The following is a 22861-nucleotide window of genomic DNA, read 5'->3' as shown; positions in this document are numbered from 1 at the left end:
CATGATACTTGAAACCGAACGCAGGATACAGCGCAAGGTAGGTTCTTTAGCAGCTGTACAATTAACATTGTTTTGCACAGTAATTAATCAGTTTGATTGACCCCGCTGAAGTCTCAGGGGATCATTGGTCAGGCGCATGGAAAGCCTCAGGCATCATAAAACAGGAAAAACAGTGACCCGGTCACATCCTCCTGAACATTGAGCAATATGGAGATCAGGGATTTGTCGCGATTTTTCAGGCATCTTCGCAGTACCAGTTTTCCGCTGGCGTTAGTATTGACCACAGCATTGTCCGCGACCGGCTGTTCCCGCCCGACCACGCTCCAGGAGGTCAGGAACGTGGGTGTGCTTCACGTGATTACCCGCGTAGCGCCTTCCATCTATTACGAGGGCCGAGACGCACCAACCGGATACGATTACGAGCTTGCCCGCCGGTTCGCTGAAGAACTGGGGGTCGAACTGCGTGTGCGGGTGGCCGAAGACAACACCGAGATTCTCTCCGTACTCTCGCGTAACTACGCCCACATCGGCCTCGCCGGCCTGGCCGAGCAACCCGATTTTGAAAGCAGGTATCGCGCAGTTCCCATCGGCGTGCAGGCGCAATCGGTTGTGGTTTATAACCGTGACTTCCCCCGTCCAGCCTCACTGGCTGACCTTGGCGGTGAAACCCTGCACCTGCTCGCTGACAGCAACCATGAGCACCTGATTGCCGATGACCCGGAAGGTGCCCTGATTCACCGGCACATCCATCCTGGGCTGGATGCTGCGGGGCTGCTGGCGAGGGTTGAATCCGGAGAAATTGCCTACGCTGCCGTTTCATCGAATGAGCTGGACCTGAACCATGTCTACTTTCCCATGGTCAAGGAAGGGTTTGCTCTAGGTGAGCCCAGAGACCTGGTGTGGCTGTTCCCGATTGCCCAGGATGAGACACTGGCAAACGCTGCCATAGAGTTTCTGGAGAGAGCGCAGGGTAATGGCTCGATGGCCCAACTGGCAGAACGCTTTTACGGCCACCTCGACCGTTTGAACTATGTAGGCGCGCGCACATTTATGCACCACGTGGAAAATCGCCTGCCGAAGTACCAGTCTCTGTTCCAGGACTACGCAAGAGACATTGACCTCGACTGGCGACTGCTGGCTGCGATCGGTTACCAGGAATCCCACTGGCGCCCGAATGCAGTGTCACCCACCGGGGTTCGGGGCTTGATGATGCTCACCCGCACCACCGCCAGCTACATCGGCATCAACAACCGCCTTGATCCTGAAGAGAGCATTGAAGGTGGCGCCCGCTATTTCAAGATGGTGCACGCCAAGATCCCCGAGCGTATTCCGGAGCCTGACCGCACCTGGTTCGCCCTGGCGTCTTACAATGTCGGGTTCGGCCACCTGGAAGATGCGAGAAGGTTGACGGAATCCGCCGGAAGAAATCCAGATCGCTGGATGGATGTTAAAGAATTTCTGCCGCTGCTGGCCCAGAAAGAGTGGTACACCAAAACCCGATTTGGCTATGCCCGCGGCCACGAACCGGTGGTGTACGTTCAGAACATTCGCCGGTATTACGATGTACTCACCCGCATTACGGAACCCGACCAACCCAAACCTGACGCTGATCAGGAAGTGGTGTGGCTTGATCGGCAGCCTGGAGAAACAGCCGCACAGGCAGAATCACCTGAGACGCCGGAGCCGGACTTGCGGGCAGCCTTGCCGCCGGAACTGGGGATGATTCCGCCCACTCTGTAAGTGGGCAAATGCTCCCCAGACTCACCACGAGAACTCATCGCCTCATTCTTCCTCACGCGCTTCCAGCGCCCGCTCTACCTGATTAGCAGAGAAGCCTCTGCGACTCAGGAATCGTGCCTGCCGCAGCTTCTCCGGCAAATCATCGTCCAGCCGCCCCAGGCCGTAACGTTTGGCACGCAAGCGGACAGCTCGCTGGCACCAGTCTTCCTCTGAGACTTCATCGAGACATTCCGGAGTGAGATGAACGCCCCGCTTTTGCAGCTCTGCCAGAATCCGCAAGGGCCCATAGCCAAGGTCCATTCTCTGCCGGGCATACACATCGGCAAAGCGCTGATCGTTCAGCCAGCCTTCGCGCTCATACTCATCCAGGACAGTATCAATCAGATCGCCTTCAATACGCCGTTGCCGCAGCTTTAATACCAGCTCGTAACGACTGTGCTCTCTGCGGGCAAGCAGGCGCAGTGCCGCAGAGCGGGCTCTGTATTCCGGGTCCTGATCTTTTTCGTGTTTTGCCATAAAGCCCCTTCCCGCAAATGCATCCAAAACGCTAGACTAGCGGCCGATTCTTTCAACTACCCGGCCCACGCCTGTGAGCCGATGAACGGTGGCGGCTCACTTTGCCGCCACTGCTGACTGGTTTCAATCCCGAAGGATACCTTTGTATGGCTGCATTCATTCAGAAACTGTTCAAGTCTCGCAAGGCCAACCCGGCAACCGCACACCGGACACCGGCAAAATCTGAACCCAGTCAACCCTCACAGGAAGAAACCAGGCAGCTCCTAAAAAAACAGCAGGAACAACAACTCGGAAGCAACCCGGACCAGGCCCAACTGGCCACATTGGCGATTGACGGGTTGACCGCAACCATCCGGCTTGAAGCTGCCGCCGCTCTTACAGATGAGATCCAGCTACAGCAAGTCCAGAAACGGGCCAAGGGCCGGGACAAAAGTGTTTACCAGACCGTCAAGCAGAGCCTTCAAAGCCAGAAGGAACAGCAAGCTGCCGAAACCGCCGTTCGCCAGAGAATCAAAACCCTGATCGGCCAGGCTGAAGATCAGGCCGCCAGTGAAGACCTCAAACTCTATCAGGCGCGGCTAGAAGCACTGCAGGATAACTGGAGTGAGGTCCAGTCAAGCGCCACAGCAGAGCAATCCCAGCAGTTTCTGGAAGCCGTGCACCAGTGCCGGGAGCGCCTGAAACAGATGGAACAGGCGCGGCAGGAAGAGGCACGCCACCGGGAACAGGCACTTCAACGCTCAGAGACACTGGCCCTGCTTGAGCAGACCCTGAGCGACCTGACTTCCCAGGAATCCAGCGCCCTACCCTCCCTATCCGCCCTGGATGCCCTGCAAAAGACCCAGGAAAACCGATGGCTGGAAGCCACCCGGGATACCCAGGTGGAGAAGCAGGAGCAAAAAGATTACGAATCGCGAATGCTGGCGCTGCGCAACTATCTCAGCGCCGTTCGCAGGTTTACCCAGGCCAGGGACACTCTCTCTGAACTAACACAGGTGGCAGGTACTGATGAGGCTGACGATGGCCATCGTCAGAAAGCCCTTGAGCTGCTGAAGGAAATTGAGTGGCCATCAGACTTCCCCCAGCCAGCTGAGCTTGCGCCGGTTCGCAAACTGGCGGGCAAACCACGGCCAGCACAGCCGGCCGGCGGCAACCGGGACGAGCAGAAAGCCGCTTCCGAGGCACTGCACAACACCCTTCCAAAGCTGGAATCGGCCCTCGAGGCCAAGCAGTTCAAAGAATCCAAGCAGCTGCTCAAGCTCGCCCAGAACCAGTTCCAACAATTGGACGGTCGCCAGCGCAAACAGCTTCAGGCCAGGATGCAACTGCTCACCGGCCAGTTCCGGGAGCTGAGCGACTGGCAAGGGTTTGTGACGGAACCCAAACAACTCGCCCTCTGTGAACAGATGGAGCACCTCGCGGATCAGCCCATTGAGCCGGAGATCAAAGCCGAGCGCATCAAAGAATTGCAGAACGAATGGCGCGACTTGGGCGGCTCATCCGACCGGTCGCTCTGGAGCCGTTTCAAGGCGGCGTCCGATACAGCCTACGAGCCCTGCAAAGCCTACTTTGAGGCAAAATCGGATCTGAAACAAGCCAACCTGCACACGCGGGAGGCGATCTGTGACCAACTGGAGCACTTCCTGGCCAATGCCGACTGGTCTTCTATTGACTGGAAGGCGGCAGAACGCATTCACCAAACCGCCCGCCAGGAATGGAAAAGCGCCTGGCCGGTGGATTTCAAAGACAATCGCCTGGTTCAGAAGCGTTTTGACGAGCTTCTCAAACAATTGGAACGCCCGCTTGACGATGAACGCCTTAAGAACGAAGCTCTGAAACAGGCCATTGTTGACCGCGCCAGGGCACTGATTGAGCACGAACCCCTACAGGAAGCCATGGAGCAGGCGAAGGCCCTGCAAACCGAATGGAAAGCCATCGGCATTACCCGCCACCGGGAAGATCGCAAAATGTGGCAGGCATTCCGCAAAGCCTGTGACCAGATTTTCGCGCGCCGTGATGCCCAGCGTTCAGCACGTCAGCAGGCGACAGAAGAGGCGGACCAGGCCGCACAGGTCGTGCTGGCTCAATACCAACATCTGGACGCAGAAGCCGATGAAGCCATGCTGAGTGAAGCCCGGGCTGCGGTAAAGCAGGTTGCCGGCGGCGCGCTTTCGGGTGAGGTTAGAGAACGGGTTCAGCAGCTGCGGCAACGGCTGGACAGGATTACCCAGGCTAGAGCAATGGCCAATACTCTCGAGTCCTGGAAAACGCTGATCACCGACAAGGCCCAAGGGCGCCTGGCCGACGATGCCCTGCCGCCCCATTGGGCCAAATTGAGCAACGGAACCGACCGATTAGCTGGCAAAGATCTGGCCATACGGGCCGAAATTCTGGCGGGCGCACCCACTCCGGAACAGGACCAGCAGCGCCGGATGGAAATTCAGGTTCAGAGGCTGGCCGAGGGGCTCGGTAATGGCGAGACCGAAACGCCCCTCAAAGAACTGGAAAGACTGGTGGCCCTATGGTGCAGCCAGCCTGGCGGCGATGATGTAACGCCGGAAAATGCCGACCGTCTGAACCGGGCGTTGGACGCCATGCTTGCGTCGGACTGAACTCAATCCCGCTGGTGCTCACTGACAAAATCCCTGGCCTGCTTCACCGCGGCCAGGGATTTTTGTTTCATCTCTTTCAACTCTTCATCCGCCAGGTAGAACATCATATCGATGGTGTGCCGATAGTAACGGGCGGGTAAGCGGTTCAACGCCACACACATCACGTCTGTCAGGTAATCCGCCGTGTCCGTTTCCTGCCGTGTGGCATCAATGGCGTCCAGCACCAACCGTTCGTAGAAATTGTCGATAGCGTCTCTCAGTGACATGACCACACCTATGCCGGGTTGCTGATGATTTACTCTTCAACATAGAGGGCGAACACCCCGCTGTCACTGTGCCTGAGCAATTTAGCCAATGGGATTGGCAGCGCCTGTCATTACCCAGCCCGGCGAGTAACCGCTATGGTTACTGCTCTGAATCAACATGCCCGGAAAACAATCAACAGAGGAACAACCATGACAACCGAGGCGTATATCTTCGATGCCGTCCGCACGCCACGCGGCCGCGGAAAGAAAGACGGATCTTTGCACAGCGTCAAACCTATCTCCCTGCTGACCACCGTGCTCAAGGCCCTGCAGGAGCGTAACCAGCTCGATACCGCCCAGGTAGACGACATCGTGATGGGTTGTGTCACCGCCGTGGGCGATCAGGGCGCGGATATCGCCAAAACTGCCGCACTCGCAGCCGACTGGGACGAAAAAGTGGCCGGCGTCACCCTGAACCGCTTTTGTGCCTCCGGCCTGGAAGCCGTGAATCTGGCCGCCATGAAAGTACGTTCCGGCTGGGAAGACATGGTAGTTGCCGGTGGTGTAGAGGCGATGTCTCGCGTTCCGATGGGCTCCGATGGCGGCGCCTGGGCAACCGACCCGGAAACCAACCTGCACACCGGTTTCATGCCCCAGGGCATCGGTGCCGATCTGATCGCCACTCTTGAAGGCTTCAGTCGCGAAGATGTCGATGGCTTTGCCGTAAAATCCCAGCAAAAAGCGGCCAGCGCCTGGGAAAAGGGCTACTTTGCGAAATCCATTGTGCCAGTCATCGACCAGAACGGCGTGGTGATCCTGGACCGCGACGAGCACGTGCGCGGCAACACCACGGTGGAGTCTCTGGCCGGGCTTAAGCCCTCATTCCAGATGATGGGCGAGATGGGTTTTGATGGCGTGGCCCGGGAAAAATACCACTACGTGGAGAAGATCAACCACGTGCACCACGCCGGCAACTCCTCCGGTATTGTGGATGGCGCCACGGCCATGCTGATCGGCAGCGAAGCCAAGGGCAAGGAGCTGGGCCTGAAACCCCGCGCCCGCATCGTAGCCACGGCGGTTACCAGTACCGACCCCACCATCATGCTCACCGGCCCGGCCCCTGCGGCCCGCAAGGCGCTGGAGAAAGCCGGCATGACCGCGGACCAGATCGACCTGTTTGAAGTGAACGAAGCCTTCGCCTCGGTGGTCATGCGTTTCCAGAAAGAACTGTCCGTTCCGGACGAGAAAGTGAACGTCAACGGCGGCGCCATCGCCATGGGCCACCCGCTGGGTGCCACCGGCGCCATCATCCTCGGCACCCTGCTGGATGAACTGGAACGCCGCGAACTGCGCTACGGCCTGGCCACCCTGTGTGTGGGCGGCGGCATGGGCATTGCCACCATCATCGAGCGCGTATGAACGCCACTTTCAACTAAAAGGAACCGACCATGAGTGCCATCAAATACGACCTGGGTTCAGACCAGATTCTGACCCTGACCATCGACATGCCAGGCCAGTCCGCCAACACCATGAACGGCGAATTTCGGACCGCCCTGACCGAAACCGTCAATAAGGTCAAAGGTGACCTGGACAACATCAAGGGCATTATTCTCGCCTCCGCCAAGAAAACCTTCTTCGCCGGCGGCGACCTGAACGAACTCTACAAAGTCACCCGCGAGCAGGCCAAAGAATTCGAAGACATGGTCAACGGCCTGAAAGCGGACATGCGCGTACTGGAAACCTGTGGCAAACCGGTAGTCGCCGCTATCAACGGTACGGCCCTGGGTGGCGGACTGGAACTCGCCCTGGCCTGTCATCACCGGGTCGCCCTCGACGACGACCGCACCCAACTGGGCCTGCCGGAAGTCACCCTGGGCCTGCTGCCCGGCGGTGGCGGCACCCAACGCCTGCCGCGGATGATTGGCCTGGAGGCCGCGTTTCCGTTTCTGATGGAAGGCAAGAAGGTAAACCCGAAAGCCGCCCTGAAGGCCGGTATCGTGGATGAGCTGGCCAGCTCACCGGAAGACATGATCGCCAAGGCCCGGGCCTTCATCGAAGCCAACCCCAAGTGCCAGCAGCCGTGGGACCAGAAAGGCTTCCGGTTCCCCGGCGGCGCTCCGCACCATCCAGCGATGGCCCAGAAACTGGCCATAGCGCCTGCGATGCTGAAGCAGAAAACCAAGGGCTGCTACCCTGCCCCTGAGCGGATTCTGGCCGCCGCCGTGGAAGGCGCGCAGGTGGACTTCGACAACGGCAGCCTGATTGAAACCCGTTACTTTGCCGAGCTGGCCACCGGCCGGGTGGCCAAGAACATGACCGGCACCTTCTGGTTCCAGCTGAACGCCATCAAGGCCGGCGGCAGCCGCCCGGACGGTGTTGAGAAAGAAACCTTCAAGAAAGTGGGCGTACTGGGTGCTGGCATGATGGGTGCTGGCATTACCTACTCCACCGCCAGCCGCGGTATTGAAGTGGTACTGAAGGACATCTCCGTGGAAAATGCGGAGAAAGGCAAAAGCTATTCCGAGAACCTGCTGGCCAAAAAAGTCAGCCGCGGCCGCATGACCGAAGCCCAGAAAGACGAAGTGCTGGCCCGCATCAAGGCCACGGCCTCCGCCGACGACCTGGAAGGTTGCGACCTGATCATTGAAGCGGTCTTCGAAGACAGCGACCTGAAAGCCAAAGTGACTCAGGAATCTGAGCCGAAAATGGCCGCCAACGGCATCTTTGCCTCAAACACCTCCACCATCCCCATTACCCAACTGGCCCACGCCTCCGCCAAGCCGGACAACTTCATCGGTCTGCACTTCTTCTCCCCGGTCGACAAGATGCAGCTGGTGGAAATCATCGTGGGCGAGAAAACCTCTGATGACACCCTGGCGCGGGCGTTCGACTACGTACAGCAAATCGGCAAGATACCCATTGTGGTGAACGACAGCCGGGGCTTCTTCACTTCCCGGGTGTTCGGCACCTTTGTCAACGAAGGTATCAGCATGCTGGCCGAGGGCATTCACCCCTCCAGTATCGAGAATGCCGGGCTGCTAGCCGGTATGCCGGTAGGGCCGCTGGCTATCTCCGACGAAGTCAGCATGACCCTGATGCAGCACATCCGTGCGCAGAGCAAGAAAGACACCGAAGCCGCCGGCGGCACCTGGCAGCCACACCCGGCCGAGGCCATCATCGATGCCATGGTGGACACCCACGGCCGCAAGGGCAAAGCCGCAGGCGCCGGTTTCTACGAGTATCCGCAGAAGGGCAAAAAATACCTGTGGCCGGAACTGGAAAACCTGTTCGTGGACCAGGCCAAGGCTCGCAGTGTGCAGCTTCAGGATCTGAAAGATCGCATCCTGTTCATGCAGGCCATCGAGACCATCCGCTGTCTTGAGGAAGGTGTGCTGAGAACCGTGGAAGACGCCAACATTGGCAGCATCTTCGGTATCGGCTACGCGCCCTGGACCGGCGGAGCCATCCAGTTCGTCAACCAGTACGGGGTTCGCGCCTTCGCGGAGCGGGCTCAGCAACTGGCGGACCAGTATGGAGAGCGGTTCACGCCGCCGGCACTGCTGCTGCAAAAGGCAGAAAACAACGAAAACTTCGCCTGACCCGACTGACCGGAGGGGATTCCCCTCCGGTCCCTTACCCCTCTCCCTTTACTTCCTGCAACCTGACCCAATCTAAGAAGATAGGCAGCAACGTATATGGACATATTGTCACGAACCGATACCCCCGGCCTATGGCAACAGGTGTAGCGGTTGCCTACAATAAATTCATTACGGATCATAGCCGTCGTCGCAGTCATCGGTGTCTGAACATGTTAGGCTGACACCCGATTGATCAGCCGTCCAGTATCGTCAGGTATACATTTATGGCCATTGCAGAAAAACTCATGCAGCGTAACGCCAAGCCATCCAGAGCCAGGAGGGTGGGTGCTTGCACGGCACTGACACTCTCTTTGCTGATGTCGGGCATGTCCGTCGCGCAGGCAAAAATTGATGATACGGCGGTCTATCAGCCCGTAGCACCCACCATTGACCAGGCCCGGGCCAACATCCTGATTGCCCGCCAACTGCAATTCACCCATTTCCGTAATCTCGGCATCAGTGATGAACTGTCTGGTGATGTGTTCGATGCGTATCTGAAATATCTCGATGGCCAGCGCATCTATCTGTCACAGCAGGATATCGACCTGCTGGCCAAGGCGAAATCCCGGCTCGGTTCTGCCCTGAAAACGGGCCAGCTTCAGCCAGGGTTCGAGATCTATAATCTGGTTCAGCAGCGCATTATCGAGCGACTTCAGTTTGCCCTGAACATTATTGATAACGGCCTTGATGAGCTCGATTTCAACACCGATGAACGCATTCGGGTGGATCGCTCCAAGGCCGACTGGGAGCCAGACCAGGACGCACTGGATGCCCTGTGGATCAAACGGATCAAGAATGCCGTTCTGGCCCAGCGCCTGAACGGCGCTGACGACGACACCATCAAAGATAATCTGCGCCGTCGATATGAGGGGCAGCTCAAGCGCGCCTATCAGGCCCGCAGCGAAGATGCGTTTCAGGCGTACATGAATGCCTTCGCCGGCATGTGGGACCCACACACGTCCTATTTCTCACCGCGTACGTCTGAAAACTTTAACATCAACATGAGCCTGTCGCTGGAAGGCATTGGTGCGGTGCTGCAATCCGATAACGAGTACACCAAGGTGGTACGCCTGGTGCCGGGCGGACCAGCCGCCAAACAGGGCCAGCTGCAAACGGCAGACCGTATTATCTCCGTGGCCCAGGAAGGTGAAAAACCGGTTAACGTCATTGGCTGGCGCCTGGACGAGGTGGTCGACCTGATACGGGGCCCCCGTGACTCGACCGTCACCCTAGAAGTCATTCCGGCCAATGCCACTGACGAAAGCGTAACCCGCACCATTGCCATCAGCCGGGATGAAGTCAAACTGGAAGAGCAAAGCGCCAGTAAGGACATCATTGAGCTGGACCGGTCCGGTGAAACCTACCGCGTTGGCGTGATCACCATCCCGACCTTCTACGCCGATTTCCAGGCCATGCAGGCCGGCGATCCCAACTACAAGAGCACCACGCGGGACGTTCGCAGACTGCTGGACGAACTCAAAGAACAGGGTGTTGACGGCGTGGTGATGGACCTGCGCAACAACGGCGGCGGTGCTCTGCATGAAGCCAATGACCTGGTTGGCCTATTTATCGACAAGGGCCCGACCGTACAGATTCGCAACGCCAATAACGACGTGCAGATCCTCAACGACGAAGACCCCTCGGTTACCTACGATGGCCCGCTGGTGGTTCTGGTGAATCGGATGAGCGCCTCGGCGTCCGAAATTTTCGCCGGCGCCATTCAGGATTACGGCCGCGGCCTTGTGGTTGGCTCGCAGACGTTCGGTAAGGGTACGGTGCAGGCGGTGCGGCCCCTGAACCACGGTCAGCTAAAAATCACCCAGTCCAAGTTTTACCGGGTGTCGGGTGGCTCTACCCAGCACAAGGGCGTCATTCCGGATATCGAGATTCCGTCACGGGTCGATACCTCACGAATCGGTGAAGATGCACTGGATCACGCCCTGCCCTGGGATCAGATCGAAGCGGTGCCCCACACCCGTTACTTTGATTTCACCGGTGTGATTGATGAGCTGCGCAAACGCCATGAAGGCCGATTCTCGGCGAGTCCTGAATTCAGCCTGCTCGAAGAGGAAATTGAATTCCTGACCAAACAGCGCGAAATGACCTACGTCAGCCTGAACATGGATGAACGCAAAGCGCATCATGAACAGATCGAACGGACTCGGCTGACTATTGCCAATGCACGTCGGGAACTGCGTGGTGAGAAACCGTTCAAGAACCTGGACGAGCTGGAACAATGGCAGGACGAACAGGCCGCTGATCTCGACACCACCGATGAAGAGCTGGACTTTGTGATACGGGAAGGTGGTCATATCATGGCAGACCTGCTCGAGCTTGATCAGCGGACCGCGTCGATTCTGAGCCCAGCGCAATTTGCCGCCAAGGCCGCAGCCAGATAACCGCCATGGCTGACCGGGCAACGAAGGATCAACCGGAAAACAGCCAACGGGCCCGCGTCCTGCAGGATATGCTGCTGGACGCTCTCCATGCCATGCGCTCCATGGAGCAGGTTGAAAGCATTGAACATCCGGGCGTTCGCCATAAAACATCAGATGGCATACTCGACCGTATTGCAGGCTTTACCGGTTCGGCGCTCCGGCTGGGTGCCCGGGCCACCGATACCTCGTTGCGGGTTGGCCGGGCACTGATCAACTCCCAGGATCAGCTGCGGGCCATGCTCGCTGCCGGTCAGTCCTTGAGAGACATCCGGGAGGTTGCCGGCCTCACCCTGTCTGAGATGAGCGAGGCGCTGAACCTTAAGGATAAATCCCTGCTTGAGGCCATTGAAAACGGCACGTCTACCCTGTCTTTTGAACTGATTCTCCGCCTGGCGGCACTGATCGCCAGGAACGATCCTATTCCGTTCATCATGCGCACCACCCGAAACTACAATCCGGAGGTGTGGCAGATTCTGAACGACTGGGGCATCGGCCGCATTCCCCTGCAGTTCGAGCGGGAGCGGGAATTTATCAATATCTTCCGGCGCCATGATGACGCCCGCAATCTCTCGGACGAAGGGTTCCGCAAGGTATTGGAGTTCACACGCCATAGCTTCGAGATGTCGATGCACTTTATCGAACAGCAGGAAGCCGAGATGGAGGAACTGAAGGCAAGCCTTCAGCCCTCCGGGCCTACCGAGAAAAAAGCGCCCTCAGGCAAATAATGCACGCATACCGGTGATGTTCGGATTCCTGACCGCACCTTTTTCCGTAACAATCGCATCAATCAGGCTGGCTGGCGTCACATCAAACACCGGGTTGAACACCTCAACGCCAGCCGGTGCCAGCGGAATTCCCCGGATTTCCCGAACCTCGGTGCCATCACGCTCTTCAATGGGAATATCCTGGCCAGACGCCAACGCCATATCCACCGTGCTGGAGGGTGCCACCACCATGAAACCGACCTTGTGATGGCGGGCCAGAACCGCCAGATTGTAAGTACCAATCTTGTTCGCCACATCGCCATTGGCGGTAATTCGATCGGCACCGACCACCACCCACTTCACCTTTCCCGACGCCATGATGGCCGCCGCAGCGCCATCGGCGTTCAGGGTGACCGGAATATTGTCGCGGGTGAGCTCCCACGCCGTCAGCCGGCTGCCCTGCAACCAGGGCCGGGTTTCGTCCGCGTACACACGGCTCAGCAGCTTTTCCTCGTGCAACCGGCGTATCACACCGAGGGCCGTGCCATAGCCGCCGGTTGCCAGGGCACCGGTATTGCAGTGCGTCAGCACCGACATGGCCTTTTCAGGCGCCATGACTTCCAGCGCATGGTCCGCCATAGCAAGGTTCGCCGCCAGATCTTCCTCATGAATGTGCACTGCCTCAGCGGCCAGCTGACGGGTGGCTTCAGCCAGGGATTCACAACGTTCGAACAGGCCTTTCATGCGCTCAAGAGCCCAGAACAGGTTAACCGCCGTTGGCCTGGATTGCGCCAGCTCGTCAATGGCCTTGTGCACCTCTGCCCGCCAATCGCCTGCGCCCGCGTGCCTGGCGGCCAGGGCAACACCATAGGCGGCACTGATGCCGATCGCAGGGGCTCCACGCACCACCATATCGGTAATGCACTGGGCGACACCGGAAGCGCCTTCAGCTTTAATCCAATGCTCTTCTGCGGGCAGCAGGCGTTGGTCCAGCAACTCGAGGCTATCGCCCTGCCAGCGCAGGGCCACGGTGCCCATCGATCGATTGGCAGTGTGTTTTGCCATAGTCAACTCCATTCCGGTGACTGAAAACCGCCAGTATAACGCCAAGGCGCCCGTTTGCCTGCCCGGTTTGAGCATCAATGCCCTTCCGGCAAGGCATGACCTTGCCGCCGGGGTAGTTCTGCCATCGGCAGCTGGTTATACTTTGCAGCTGAATGTCAGGGCTTGGCCAAGCCCCACAACACAAAGGCAGGTTAATGACGGCAGACACCATTACTGCAGCCGATAGTCGAATCAACGCCCGCTGGCTGATTCCCGTAGAACCCTTCGGCGTTGTGCTGGAGCACCAGGCGGTGATCCTGCAGGGCAGCCGCATTGCAGACGTGCTGCCACAATCAGAGGCAGACCGGAAATACCGCACCCGCGAAACGGTTAACCTTGACCGTCATGTGGTCATGCCGGGGCTAATCAACCTGCACGGCCACACCGCCATGTCCCTGTTCCGGGGGCTGGCTGATGATCTGCCTCTGATGACCTGGCTGAACGACCATATCTGGCCCGCCGAAGGCAAGTTCGTCAGTGAGCAGTTTGTACTGGACGGTACACGGCTGGCGATGGCTGAAATGCTGCGCACCGGTACGACAACCTTCTCCGACATGTACTTCTTTCCGGAGGTGACAGCCCAGGCGGCCCACGATGCCGGTATGCGTGCCCAGGTGTGTTTTCCGCTGATGGATATGCCCACGGTCTGGGGCTCCGGCCCGGAAGAATATCTGTGCAAGGGGGCTGCCCTGATCGAACAATGGCAAAACGATGAATACATTACGCCAGCGATTGGCCCTCATGCCCCCTACACGGTTTCTGACCAGCCGTTGAAAGAGGCCGTCGCCCTCGCGGAGCGAACAGGCGCTGCTATCCAGCTACACCTGCATGAAACCGCCTTTGAAGTCGATGAAGCCCTGAAAACAACCGGCACACGGCCTGTTACCCGCATGGCAGAACTGGGGGTGCTTGGCAGCAATACCCAGTGTGTGCACATGACCCAGATAGACGATTCAGACCTGGAACAGCTGGTGCGTTCCGGCGCCCACATCGTGCATTGCCCGGAATCCAACCTGAAGCTGGCCAGCGGCCTGTGCCCGGTACAGAAACTGATGGACCACGGCATCAATGTCACCATCGGCGCCGATGGCGCCGCCAGCAACAACGACCTGGACCTGTTCGGTGAGCTGAAAACCGCCGCCATGGTCGCCAAGGTGGTGGCCGGGGATGCCTCGGCATTGTCCGCCCACCGGGCGCTGGAAATGGCCACCCTGAACGGTGCACGGGCGCTTGGACGGGATCAGGAATTGGGTTCCCTGGTGCCCGGCAAGCTGGCAGACCTGATCGCCGTTGACCTGAGCGACCCCTTCCTGCAGCCGGTCTACGACCCGGCATCCCACCTGGTTTACAGTAACCATGGCCGGGCAGTAAGCCACAGCTGGATTCACGGCGTACCACAATTACAGGACGGTCGCCTGACCCGTATCGACGTACCTGATCTGATGCTTCGGGTCAGTGAATGGCGCAAACAGATTCTCAGTTAACCTTTACATCCAGGTAGAGCACCATGAGCAACCAGAACGTAGACCAGAACGAGATTGCCAAATTTGAGGCGCTGGCCAGTCGCTGGTGGGACCCGACCAGCGAATTCAAACCCCTGCACGACATCAACCCCCTGCGCCTGAATTACATCGACGAGCGGGTGGCCCTGGCCGGCAAAAAGGTTCTGGATGTTGGATGTGGCGGTGGTTTGCTGTCTGAGGGTATGGCTTTGCGCGGCGCCCATGTAACGGGAATCGATATGGGCGAAGCCCCGCTGTCGGTGGCCAAACTGCATGGCCTGGAATCGGGCGTGACAGTGGATTACCGGCAAACCACCGTTGAAGAGCTGGCGCGAGACCCGGAACATGCCGGCCAATACGACGCGGTCACCTGTCTGGAAATGCTTGAGCATGTGCCCGACCCGGCTTCGGTGATTCGTGCCTGCGCCGCCATGTTGCGCCCGGGTGGCCACATGTTTGTCTCCACCATTAACCGAAACCCCAAGTCGTTCCTGTTTGCCATTGTCGGTGCGGAATACGTGCTCAACATGCTGCCCAAGGGCACTCATGAGTGGAAAAAGTTCATCCGGCCTTCGGAAATGTCCGATTACCTGCGCCAGGCCGGCCTGGAAGTTCAGGAACTCACCGGCATGACCTACAACCCGCTGACCAAGGTGTACAAACTGGGCCGGGATGTCGACGTCAACTACCTGATGCACGCGCGGGATATTCGTGAAGACTGACACTCCCCCCTCGGCAGTCCTGTTTGACCTGGACGGTACACTGATTGATACCGCCCCGGATTTCATCCGCTGCCTGAACCTGCTGCGACAACAGCATAACCTGGAACCGCTGCCGCCAGAGTATATCCGGCGGTCGGTGTCCAACGGCGCCAGGGCAATGATCCGGGTCGGTTTTGAACTTGAGCCGGAACACCCGGATTACCTCGAGAAACACACGGCGTTTCTGGACCTGTATGGAGCGGGCGTTGCCGTCGAAACCACCCTGTTTGAGGGCATGGACGAGTTGCTGCTGAACCTGGAAAACCGGTCGATTCCCTGGGGCATAGTCACCAACAAGCCCGCCCGGTTTGCTATCCCACTGATAGAAGCTCTCGGGCTTGCGCAACGATGCGCCACGCTGATTTGCCCGGACCATGTGACCGAGCGCAAACCACACCCTGAGCCGCTGTTCCTGGCCTGCAGGGAGATAGGCGCAGAGCCGCAACAGGCCATCTACGTGGGCGACCATGAAAGGGACATTGAAGCAGGCCGGAATGCGGGCATGCACACCATCGCCGTTCGCTATGGCTACATCGAGCAGCCGGAGTCGGTTGACCTGTGGCAAGCCGATATCATTGTCGATACCGTCAGCGACCTGGCAAAGCTGTTACAATAGCCGCCGATTCGATTTCATCACCGGCCCCAAGCTGGCCAGCAACCGCCTGAACACGGAGACAGGTTATGCAAGATTACCAGGCACCCGCCGATCTTCTGAAAGACCGCATTGTCATGGTAACCGGAGCCGGTAGCGGCATCGGCCGCGCCGCCGCCAAAGCCTACGCTGCCCATGGCGCCACCGTCATTCTGGTTGGCCGCACCGTAGGCAAGCTGGAAGAGGTATACGATGAAATTGAAGCCGCCGGGCACCCGCAACCGGCAATTGTACCGATGAACTTTGAGGGTGCGGCGGTCAAGGAATACGAAGAACTGGCCATGACCCTGGAAGAGAACTTTGGCCGGCTTGATGGTTTGCTGCATAACGCCGGCATTCTGGGCTCCCGCAGCCCGGTCGAGCTGTATGATCCGGAAATTTGGAACAAGGTGATGCAGGTGAATGCCACGGCCCCGTTTTTACTCAGCCGGGCAATGATTCCCCTGCTGCGCAAATCCGATGATGCCTCGATGATCTTTACCTCGTCGGGCGTTGGCCGCCAGGCCCGGGCCTACTGGGGTGCCTATGCGGTATCGAAATTTGCCGTCGAAGGCCTGAGCCAGCTGCTAGCGGATGAACTGGATGACAACCGCCACAACATCCGGGTAAACAGTCTGAACCCCGGTGCCACCCGTACCAATATGAGAGTGCTGGCTTATCCGGCAGAAAACCCGAACCAGAACCCGGCGCCGGAAGAACTGATGCCGGTGTACCTGTACCTGATGGGCAAAGACAGCCAGGATATCAACGGCCAGCAAATCGACGCGCAGCCGAAGAAATAATGGAACTCCTGTTTTACACCACCTCCCAGTGCCATTTGTGCGAGCTGGCGGAAGCGCTTTTGGTCAGCACGCCCATGCCGGAGCCAATCCCGGTGGACGTGGTAGACATAGCCCAGTCTGAAGAACTGGTTGAGCGCTACGGCACACGCATTCCGGTGCTACGCCGTAACGACACCGGCGCGGAGCTGGACTGGCCGTTCACCAGGGACCAGTTACTCACGTTTCTGCAATGAGGATCCGCTGACATGTTGATGATCATCTCCCCTGCCAAGACCCTGGACTACGACAGTCCGTTGGCGACGGAAACCTATACACAACCGGATTTTCTGGACGACGCCTGCGAGCTGATCGACCAGCTCAAAGCACTGGAGCCGCATCAGGTCAGCAACCTGATGAGCATCAGCGACAAACTCGGCCAGCTTAACGCCGAAAGGTTCCGCACCTGGCATACCCCCTTTACACCAGACAATGCCCGCCAGGCGATCCTGGCCTTCAAGGGCGACGTCTATACCGGGCTGGACGCGGAAAGTTTCTCTGAACAGGATTTCGCCTTCGCCCAGAAACATCTGCGCATGCTGTCCGGCCTCTACGGCCTGCTCAAACCACTGGACTTGATGCAACCGTACCGCCTGGAGATGGGCACCAAATTCGAGAATCAGCGCGGCAAAGATCTTTACGCTTTCTGGGGCAGCAAGATTACTGAAGCCCTGAACGAGTTGCTGGCGAAAGACGATCAGGTTCTGGTTAACCTTGCCTCCAACGAGTACTTCAAGAGCGTGCAGAAGAAGCAGCTCGACGGCCGGCTGATTACCCCCCAGTTCAAGGACTGGAAAAACGGCCAGTACAAGATGATCAGTTTCTACGCCAAGAAGGCCCGCGGCCTGATGTGCCGCTACGCCATCCAGAATCAGATCACCCAGGCCGACGACCTCAAGGGATTCAACCTTGAAGGCTATTACTTCAGTGAAGACCAATCCGATAACAACAATTGGGTTTTCCTGCGGGATGAACAGTAACCGTACTTGTTGATATCGGAGTAACCATGAACGAAGCAGTCTTCTCCCAGATCGCCATGCTGGTGTTTCTGACGGGCCTTATTGTCTGGATGGGTTTCATCGTCTGGGATCTGGCCAAGAAATCCCAGGCCGGCAAGTTCGGCACGATCGCTTTATTTACCGTATTGGGCGCAGGTGTCGTCGGTTTTATCGTCAAGACGGTACTCGTTGAGATCATGCATATCTGATCTGCCGGGATAACCGTCACTTTACGGCCACCGCCGTGTGGCCGTATCATCCCTGCCCTTTTGCAACGCTCCGAACAGACAGCAAGGATTCAGCCCCCATGTGGTTTCGTAACGCCCGGATTTTCCGTTTCACCAAGCCTTTTGATATCACCGCCGAAGCCCTTGAAGAAAAGCTACAGGCAGACGCGTTCAAGCCCTGCGGCCCACAGGAAACCACCCGCCAGGGCTGGGTACCGCCGCTCGGCAAGCACGGTGAGCAATTGGTTCATAGTGCCAACGGTTACCACCTGATTGCCCTGCGCAAAGAAGAAAAGATTCTGCCGGGCCCGGTGGTCAAGGAAGCGGTGGAAGAGCGGGCCGAGGCCATCGAGCTGGACCAGGGCCGAAAAGTGCGCAAGAAGGAAAAAGAGGAAATCAAAGAGCAGGTGATGCTCGAAATGCTGCCCCAGGCGTTTTCCCGCAACCGTCGCTGTTATGCCTACCTGGCACCGCAGGACGGTGTACTGGTGGTGGATGCCGGCTCTGCCAAGCAGGCGGAAGACCTGGCCTCAACCCTGCGCAAGAGCCTGGGTTCTCTGCCAGTGCGGCCGCCGGCGGTAGAACAGGCACCTGCCTTTACCTTCACCGGCTGGCTGACGGAAACCATCGACCACCCTGCCAATGTCGTGCTGGGCAGCGAATGCGAACTCAAAGACCCGTCCGAAGACGGCGGCGTGGTGCGTTGCAAGGGCCTGGACCTGAAAGCCGACGAGATTCGCAACCACCTCGAAACCGGCATGCAGGTGACCAAGCTGGCGCTTACCTGGGATGACAACGTCTCGTTTATTCTGGATGAAGAACTGGGCATTCGCCGGCTGAAGTTCGGTGAAACCCTGCAGGACCAGCTGGATGATGTGGATATGGACGACGCCATGGCCAAGTTCGACGCCGCCTTTTCGCTGATGACCCTGGAACTCTCGCGGATGATTCCAGGGCTGCTGGAAGCACTCGGTGGCGAAGACCGCTCCGCCATCGTCGAGGAATAAAACGGACGGGGGCCTTACAAGTGGCCCCCTTTCCCCAGCCGCTCCTTCTGCCAGTCTTTCACTGGTTCATTCAGCACCAACCGCAGATCCGTCACTTCTTCTTCCGGGTTGTATTTGGTTTCAAAGCCCAGATGCTCGGCCAACTTCAGCATGGGGCGATTGTCCGGCAACACGTTGCCGATCATTTCCATGGTGCCCCGGGCACGGCAGTAGTCGATCATTTTCTGCATCAGTGCCACGCCCAGCCCCTCGCCTTTCATCCGGTCGTCCACCATCACGGCAAACTCACAGCGCAGGTTGTCTGCGTCTGTCCAGGTGCGAACAGTGCCCAGGGTTTCCTCTCCCTCACCGTCCAGCCGCGGTGCATTGGCGATAAACACCATTTCACGGTCGTAATCGATCTGCACCATCTGGGCGACGTCTTCCCGCGAGAAATGCTTTCGATACTGAAAGAACCGATAACGAATAGACTCCGGCGACTGGTGCTCATGGAACTGACGGTGTGCCGGCTCATCCTCAGCCAGCACCGGACGAATAATCACACGGCGGCCGGACTTAGGCAGCACAATCCACTCTTCGAGCTCTCTTGGGTAGGGCTGAATGATGGGTCTGACTGGCCGATCATTAAGATCTATGGCGATGTTTACCGCTACCGCACCCTGCTCATTGAACAGCAAGGGTGAGATCTCCAGGCCCCGGATTTCCGGAATGTCGATGACAATCTGTGACAGGGTCACCAATGTCTCCGAGACGGCACGAATGTCTTCCTCAGGCTTGAGGCTGTGCTCTTTCAACAGTTTGTACATGTAGGTGCGGCGCAGCAGTTCGCGGGCCAGCACCATGTTCAGTGGCGGCAAGGCAATCTGCCGGTCGGTCATGATGTTGATCTGTGCACCCGCAGCACCGCACACCACCAGCGGGCCGAACAATTCGTCACGGGTAATTCCCACGCTGAATTCAATACCGCCCACATGCTGATAAGAGCGCTGCACCGCAAAGCCGAGAAAGCCGCTGCGCGGAAAATGCTCCCGGTACTCGTCCATCAGAAAGCGACAGCTATCAATAATGGCCGGCTCACTGTTGAGCGTTTTAACCGTGCCTTTATAGCGGCGCTGCGTGGGACTCGGGTCCAAAAACGGAAAGCAGCCCTGTTCATGCACCACCGTAATATCAATAGGCCGGCGCTCCACCGCAAACACTTCGAGCACCTCTTCCACATCGTCACAGTAAACGGTGTCGATGGTGTTGATGCCATAATCACAGATCACCCGCCGGGCTTCGCGGTTGGACAGATGCCTCCGGCCATCGCTCAGTGCCCGGGCCACGAGTTTCCGGGTATTGGCACGGTCGGCAAAATGGTCGGTGAAGGATTCCGGTGTTTCTGTCAGCAGCCTCTGCACCCGCTGGTGACGGACGTGCTGCATAAAGGCCATGACCGCCTTCTCTGGATTGAAGAACGACGGCAGGCCGGCACGATAAAATTCTTCACGGGAATCCATCACCGTGCTCTGCCCCAGCCAGCAGGTGAAAATATTCAGCCGTGTGCCCTTGGAGGCCTGCACCACCGCATCGGCAATCTGCAGGCTGTCCTCGATCAGGGTTGGCGCATACATCACCAGCACGTTGGCCACGTTCGGGTCTTTGGCGAGAATCTTGATCGCCTTGCCATAGAGTTCTGGCGTGGCGTCGTAGTTGAGGTCGATCGGGTTTTTCCGGGTCCAGTAGGCCGGCAGCAACTCCGCCAGGGCATCAACGGACTGCTCCGACAGTTCCGCCAGCTCGCCGCCCAGGTCGGCCAACCGGTCCACCGCCAGCACACCGGGGCCAACCCCGTTAGCCATGATCGCCAACGATTCGCGCCGCAGAGAGCGCATTCGGGTCAGGGTTTCCAGGGCATCAAACATCTGGCCCAGGCCGTCCACCCGCAACACACCGGCTCTCTGCAGCATGGCATCGTAAATCGGGTCACTGCGTTTGATGCCGGCCGGTAACTCATGGGCGAACCACTCCGACTCCGGCACCCGGCCGGATTTCACGGCAATCACTGGTTTGGTCCGGGAGGCCACCCGCACGGCAGACATGAACCGGCGGGGGTTGGGAATGTTCTCAATGTGCAGGAGGATGGCTCGGGTCTGGGTATCCTGGGCCAGGTAATCGATCAGGTCGTCGTGATCAATGTCCATGCCATCGCCCAGTGTCAGGAAGTAAGAAAACCCGACACCCCGGGCAAAAGCCCAGTCAATCACCGAACTGGCAATGGTGCCGGACTGCCCCACAAACGCCACCCGTCCGGGAATGGCGCCCATGTGTGCATAGGTGGCGTTAAGATGACGTGCCGGCACCATCAGGCCGATGGTATTGGGCCCCAATACCCGAATGCCGGTTTCCCGGGCCGCGTCCCGCACCGAATACATCAACGGCTGCCCGGTTTTACTGTGGGTACGTGACATACCGCCGGTCATCACAATGGCAGTACGCACACCACATTCGCCGAGCTTTCGAATCATTTTCGGCACAGTATCCGGTGGCGTACAGATAATGGCCAGATCCGGGCTAAAATCCAGTTTCGAGACCTTCTTGACGCAAGGAACCCCGTGCACGTTGTCGTAGTCGGTCTGGTTGACCACCACCAGGCGGCCCGGATAGCCGCCACCCAGCAGGTTCCGGAGTACCATACCACCGAGGTTCTCGGCCCGTTCGGAAGCACCAATCACAGCAATGGATTCAGGATTGAACAAGCTTTCCAGATAGCGGGTACTCAAGGTGACTCTCCCTGACCATGGGCGACGAAGATATGGATAAGAATCTCAATAAAACAGGATACTTATCAATGTATAACTTATCTTAGATGGGTATTTCCTGATGTAAATCCGGTATCACAACCATTAGACCAAAGAAATACGACAAACTTCGGTTTTCCCTGATAACATGGCCTGAAAAATAAGCATATTCAGGTTCAGGCTAGACGTATGACCACGGCATTTTTCTCCCACGATGACTGCATGAAGCACAATATGGGCCCGGAGCACCCGGAATGCCCTGAGCGAATCTCCACCATCCTCGCGTATCTGGCAGACACTCACCTGGAACGGGATCTGGACTGGGTTCGACCGGAAGAAATTACCCGTGACCAGCTGTTAACGGTGCACCCCGAGACTTACCTTCAACAGCTAGATATGATGCAGCCTACCCGGGGCCGGGTGTTTACCGATCCGGACACCGCCATGATGCCGGATACCCTGCGCGCCGCCCGACTGGCCGCCGGCGGCAATATCCAGGCGGTCGATATGGTAATGAGTAGTCAGGTGACCAACGCGTTTGTCTGCGCCCGCCCACCCGGGCACCATGCCGAGCGCTCCAAATCCATGGGGTTCTGCTTCTATAACAACGTGGCACTGGCAGCCATGCGCGCCCTCACCTTCCACCACCTGGAACGGGTTGCGATCGTTGATTTCGATGTGCATCAGGGCAACGGCACCGTGGACATCGTTGGCGGAGACGAACGCATCCTGATGTGCTCCAGCTTCCAGCACCCTTTCTATCCACACTCCCATGTGCATCGCCAGGCGGACAACATTATCAATGCGCCGATCGAGGCCAACTGCTCGGCTCTGGACTACCGTAAAGCGGTGGAAGCAGCGTGGCTTAAGAAATTGCAGGATTTCCGCCCGCAGCTGGTACTGATTTCCGCCGGTTTTGACGGCCATAAACTCGACCCGATGGCAGAACTGAATCTGGAAGTGGACGACTATCGCTGGTTGACGGAAATGCTGATCAGCGTGGCCCATGACCACGCAAACGACCGGATTGTGTCAACTCTGGAGGGGGGATATCACCTGAAAGCGCTGGCCGAGAGCGTCACCGCCCACCTTGACCTGCTCAGCACGGTTTACTGAGAA

General features: G+C 58.2%; 19 protein-coding genes. 15 read left to right on the top strand and 4 right to left on the bottom strand.

The features are described from left to right. Positions 1-207: 207 nt before the first annotated feature. Positions 208-1740 (top strand): membrane-bound lytic murein transglycosylase MltF, encoded by a 1533-nt coding sequence (gene mltF, locus ACTZWX_RS16690; protein WP_444714869.1) that lies wholly within the window; start codon positions 208-210, stop codon positions 1738-1740. Between the two features lie 42 nt (positions 1741-1782). Here the strand turns inward: mltF and ACTZWX_RS16685 are convergent, their stop codons facing one another. Then, positions 1783-2256, bottom strand: a complete 474-nt coding sequence (locus ACTZWX_RS16685) for a regulatory protein RecX (protein WP_444714868.1) — start codon at positions 2254-2256, stop codon at positions 1783-1785. A 146-nt stretch (positions 2257-2402) separates the two neighbouring features. On the opposite strand from ACTZWX_RS16685, the gene ACTZWX_RS16680 reads away from it, so the two are divergent. After that, a complete protein-coding gene (locus tag ACTZWX_RS16680; RefSeq protein ID WP_444714867.1) occupies positions 2403-4868 on the top strand; it encodes a DUF349 domain-containing protein in 2466 nt (821 codons plus the stop codon). Between the two features lie 2 nt (positions 4869-4870). Here ACTZWX_RS16680 and ACTZWX_RS16675 read toward each other — a convergent pair whose 3' ends face one another. After that, positions 4871-5134, bottom strand: coding sequence for a late competence development ComFB family protein (locus ACTZWX_RS16675; protein ID WP_058090209.1), 264 nt, complete (start codon positions 5132-5134; stop codon positions 4871-4873). Positions 5135-5323: 189 nt separating this feature from the next. Between ACTZWX_RS16675 and ACTZWX_RS16670 the strand changes: the two genes are divergently transcribed. The 4 genes from ACTZWX_RS16670 (at position 5324) to ACTZWX_RS16655 (ending at position 11914) form a co-directional block, all read left to right on the top strand. Then, positions 5324-6532 carry an acetyl-CoA C-acetyltransferase gene (locus ACTZWX_RS16670; RefSeq protein WP_444714866.1) on the top strand — a complete coding sequence of 403 codons (1209 nt, stop codon included), beginning with the start codon at positions 5324-5326 and terminating at the stop codon, positions 6530-6532. A gap of 29 nt (positions 6533-6561) precedes the next feature. Next, positions 6562-8712, top strand: coding sequence for a 3-hydroxyacyl-CoA dehydrogenase NAD-binding domain-containing protein (locus ACTZWX_RS16665; RefSeq protein ID WP_444714865.1), 2151 nt, complete (start codon positions 6562-6564; stop codon positions 8710-8712). A gap of 263 nt (positions 8713-8975) precedes the next feature. Beyond that, positions 8976-11150, top strand: coding sequence for a carboxy terminal-processing peptidase (locus tag ACTZWX_RS16660; protein ID WP_444714864.1), 2175 nt, complete (start codon positions 8976-8978; stop codon positions 11148-11150). A 5-nt stretch (positions 11151-11155) separates the two neighbouring features. Further along, a complete protein-coding gene (locus tag ACTZWX_RS16655; RefSeq protein WP_444714863.1) occupies positions 11156-11914 on the top strand; it encodes a helix-turn-helix domain-containing protein in 759 nt (252 codons plus the stop codon). Here the strand turns inward: ACTZWX_RS16655 and mtnA are convergent. Further along, on the bottom strand, positions 11903-12958 hold the full coding sequence (gene mtnA / locus ACTZWX_RS16650) for an S-methyl-5-thioribose-1-phosphate isomerase (RefSeq protein ID WP_444714862.1): 1056 nt from the start codon (positions 12956-12958) through the stop codon (positions 11903-11905). The two genes, ACTZWX_RS16655 and mtnA, sit on opposite strands and share 12 nt — an antisense overlap. A 194-nt stretch (positions 12959-13152) precedes the next feature. Here mtnA and ACTZWX_RS16645 point away from each other — a divergent pair, with 194 nt between their 5' ends. The 8 genes from ACTZWX_RS16645 (at position 13153) to rdgC (ending at position 18962) form a co-directional block, all read left to right on the top strand. After that, on the top strand, positions 13153-14481 hold the full coding sequence (locus tag ACTZWX_RS16645) for a TRZ/ATZ family hydrolase (RefSeq protein WP_444714861.1): 1329 nt from the start codon (positions 13153-13155) through the stop codon (positions 14479-14481). Positions 14482-14504: 23 nt separating this feature from the next. Further along, the gene (gene ubiG / locus ACTZWX_RS16640) at positions 14505-15221 is read left to right on the top strand and encodes a bifunctional 2-polyprenyl-6-hydroxyphenol methylase/3-demethylubiquinol 3-O-methyltransferase UbiG (protein WP_444714860.1); all 717 of its coding nucleotides are present in this window, start codon (positions 14505-14507) and stop codon (positions 15219-15221) included. Then, complete coding sequence (locus ACTZWX_RS16635; protein WP_444714859.1) at positions 15211-15876, top strand: HAD family hydrolase; 666 nt, start codon at positions 15211-15213, stop codon at positions 15874-15876. The genes ubiG and ACTZWX_RS16635 overlap by 11 nt, the downstream gene beginning before the upstream one ends. Positions 15877-15941: 65 nt before the next feature. Beyond that, entirely contained in the window at positions 15942-16694 is a 753-nt protein-coding gene (locus ACTZWX_RS16630; RefSeq protein WP_444714858.1) for a YciK family oxidoreductase, read from the top strand. Then, positions 16694-16927: a glutaredoxin family protein gene (locus tag ACTZWX_RS16625; RefSeq protein WP_058090219.1), complete on the top strand. Its 234-nt coding sequence runs from the start codon at positions 16694-16696 to the stop codon at positions 16925-16927. The genes ACTZWX_RS16630 and ACTZWX_RS16625 overlap by 1 nt, the downstream gene beginning before the upstream one ends. A 12-nt stretch (positions 16928-16939) precedes the next feature. Beyond that, positions 16940-17710, top strand: a complete 771-nt coding sequence (gene yaaA / locus ACTZWX_RS16620; RefSeq protein ID WP_444714857.1) for a peroxide stress protein YaaA — start codon at positions 16940-16942, stop codon at positions 17708-17710. Between the two features lie 26 nt (positions 17711-17736). Then, positions 17737-17937 carry a DUF2788 domain-containing protein gene (locus ACTZWX_RS16615; protein WP_444714856.1) on the top strand — a complete coding sequence of 67 codons (201 nt, stop codon included), beginning with the start codon at positions 17737-17739 and terminating at the stop codon, positions 17935-17937. 98 nt (positions 17938-18035) lie between these two features. Continuing rightward, positions 18036-18962, top strand: a complete 927-nt coding sequence (rdgC, locus tag ACTZWX_RS16610) for a recombination-associated protein RdgC (RefSeq protein ID WP_444714855.1) — start codon at positions 18036-18038, stop codon at positions 18960-18962. 14 nt (positions 18963-18976) lie between these two features. Here rdgC and ACTZWX_RS16605 read toward each other — a convergent pair whose 3' ends face one another. Further along, on the bottom strand, positions 18977-21724 hold the full coding sequence (locus tag ACTZWX_RS16605; protein ID WP_444714854.1) for a bifunctional acetate--CoA ligase family protein/GNAT family N-acetyltransferase: 2748 nt from the start codon (positions 21722-21724) through the stop codon (positions 18977-18979). 207 nt (positions 21725-21931) lie between these two features. Here ACTZWX_RS16605 and ACTZWX_RS16600 point away from each other — a divergent pair, with 207 nt between their 5' ends. Beyond that, positions 21932-22858, top strand: a complete 927-nt coding sequence (locus ACTZWX_RS16600) for a histone deacetylase family protein (protein ID WP_444714853.1) — start codon at positions 21932-21934, stop codon at positions 22856-22858. Positions 22859-22861 lie beyond the last annotated feature (3 nt).

The organism is Marinobacter sp. NSM (assembly GCF_052380025.1).
Classification (GTDB): Bacteria; Pseudomonadota; Gammaproteobacteria; order Pseudomonadales; family Oleiphilaceae; genus Marinobacter.
This window is presented reverse-complemented; position numbering and strand designations above follow the sequence as displayed.

Excerpts from the sequence above, each read along its gene's own strand:
- ACTZWX_RS16660 (WP_444714864.1), top strand. The coding sequence starts at position 8,976 with ATGGCCATTGCAGAAAAACTCATGCAGCGTAACGCCAAGCCATCCAGA.
- ACTZWX_RS16630 (WP_444714858.1), top strand. The coding sequence starts at position 15,942 with ATGCAAGATTACCAGGCACCCGCCGATCTTCTGAAAGACCGCATTGTC.
- ACTZWX_RS16675 (WP_058090209.1), bottom strand. The coding sequence starts at position 5,134 with ATGTCACTGAGAGACGCTATCGACAATTTCTACGAACGGTTGGTGCTG.
- ACTZWX_RS16645 (WP_444714861.1), top strand. The coding sequence starts at position 13,153 with ATGACGGCAGACACCATTACTGCAGCCGATAGTCGAATCAACGCCCGC.
- rdgC (WP_444714855.1), top strand. The coding sequence starts at position 18,036 with ATGTGGTTTCGTAACGCCCGGATTTTCCGTTTCACCAAGCCTTTTGAT.
- mltF (WP_444714869.1), top strand. The coding sequence starts at position 208 with ATGGAGATCAGGGATTTGTCGCGATTTTTCAGGCATCTTCGCAGTACC.
- ACTZWX_RS16665 (WP_444714865.1), top strand. The coding sequence starts at position 6,562 with ATGAGTGCCATCAAATACGACCTGGGTTCAGACCAGATTCTGACCCTG.
- mtnA (WP_444714862.1), bottom strand. The coding sequence starts at position 12,958 with ATGGCAAAACACACTGCCAATCGATCGATGGGCACCGTGGCCCTGCGC.
- ACTZWX_RS16600 (WP_444714853.1), top strand. The coding sequence starts at position 21,932 with ATGACCACGGCATTTTTCTCCCACGATGACTGCATGAAGCACAATATG.
- ACTZWX_RS16670 (WP_444714866.1), top strand. The coding sequence starts at position 5,324 with ATGACAACCGAGGCGTATATCTTCGATGCCGTCCGCACGCCACGCGGC.
- ACTZWX_RS16625 (WP_058090219.1), top strand. The coding sequence starts at position 16,694 with ATGGAACTCCTGTTTTACACCACCTCCCAGTGCCATTTGTGCGAGCTG.
- ACTZWX_RS16655 (WP_444714863.1), top strand. The coding sequence starts at position 11,156 with ATGGCTGACCGGGCAACGAAGGATCAACCGGAAAACAGCCAACGGGCC.
- ACTZWX_RS16615 (WP_444714856.1), top strand. The coding sequence starts at position 17,737 with ATGAACGAAGCAGTCTTCTCCCAGATCGCCATGCTGGTGTTTCTGACG.
- ACTZWX_RS16680 (WP_444714867.1), top strand. The coding sequence starts at position 2,403 with ATGGCTGCATTCATTCAGAAACTGTTCAAGTCTCGCAAGGCCAACCCG.
- ACTZWX_RS16685 (WP_444714868.1), bottom strand. The coding sequence starts at position 2,256 with ATGGCAAAACACGAAAAAGATCAGGACCCGGAATACAGAGCCCGCTCT.
- ubiG (WP_444714860.1), top strand. The coding sequence starts at position 14,505 with ATGAGCAACCAGAACGTAGACCAGAACGAGATTGCCAAATTTGAGGCG.
- yaaA (WP_444714857.1), top strand. The coding sequence starts at position 16,940 with ATGTTGATGATCATCTCCCCTGCCAAGACCCTGGACTACGACAGTCCG.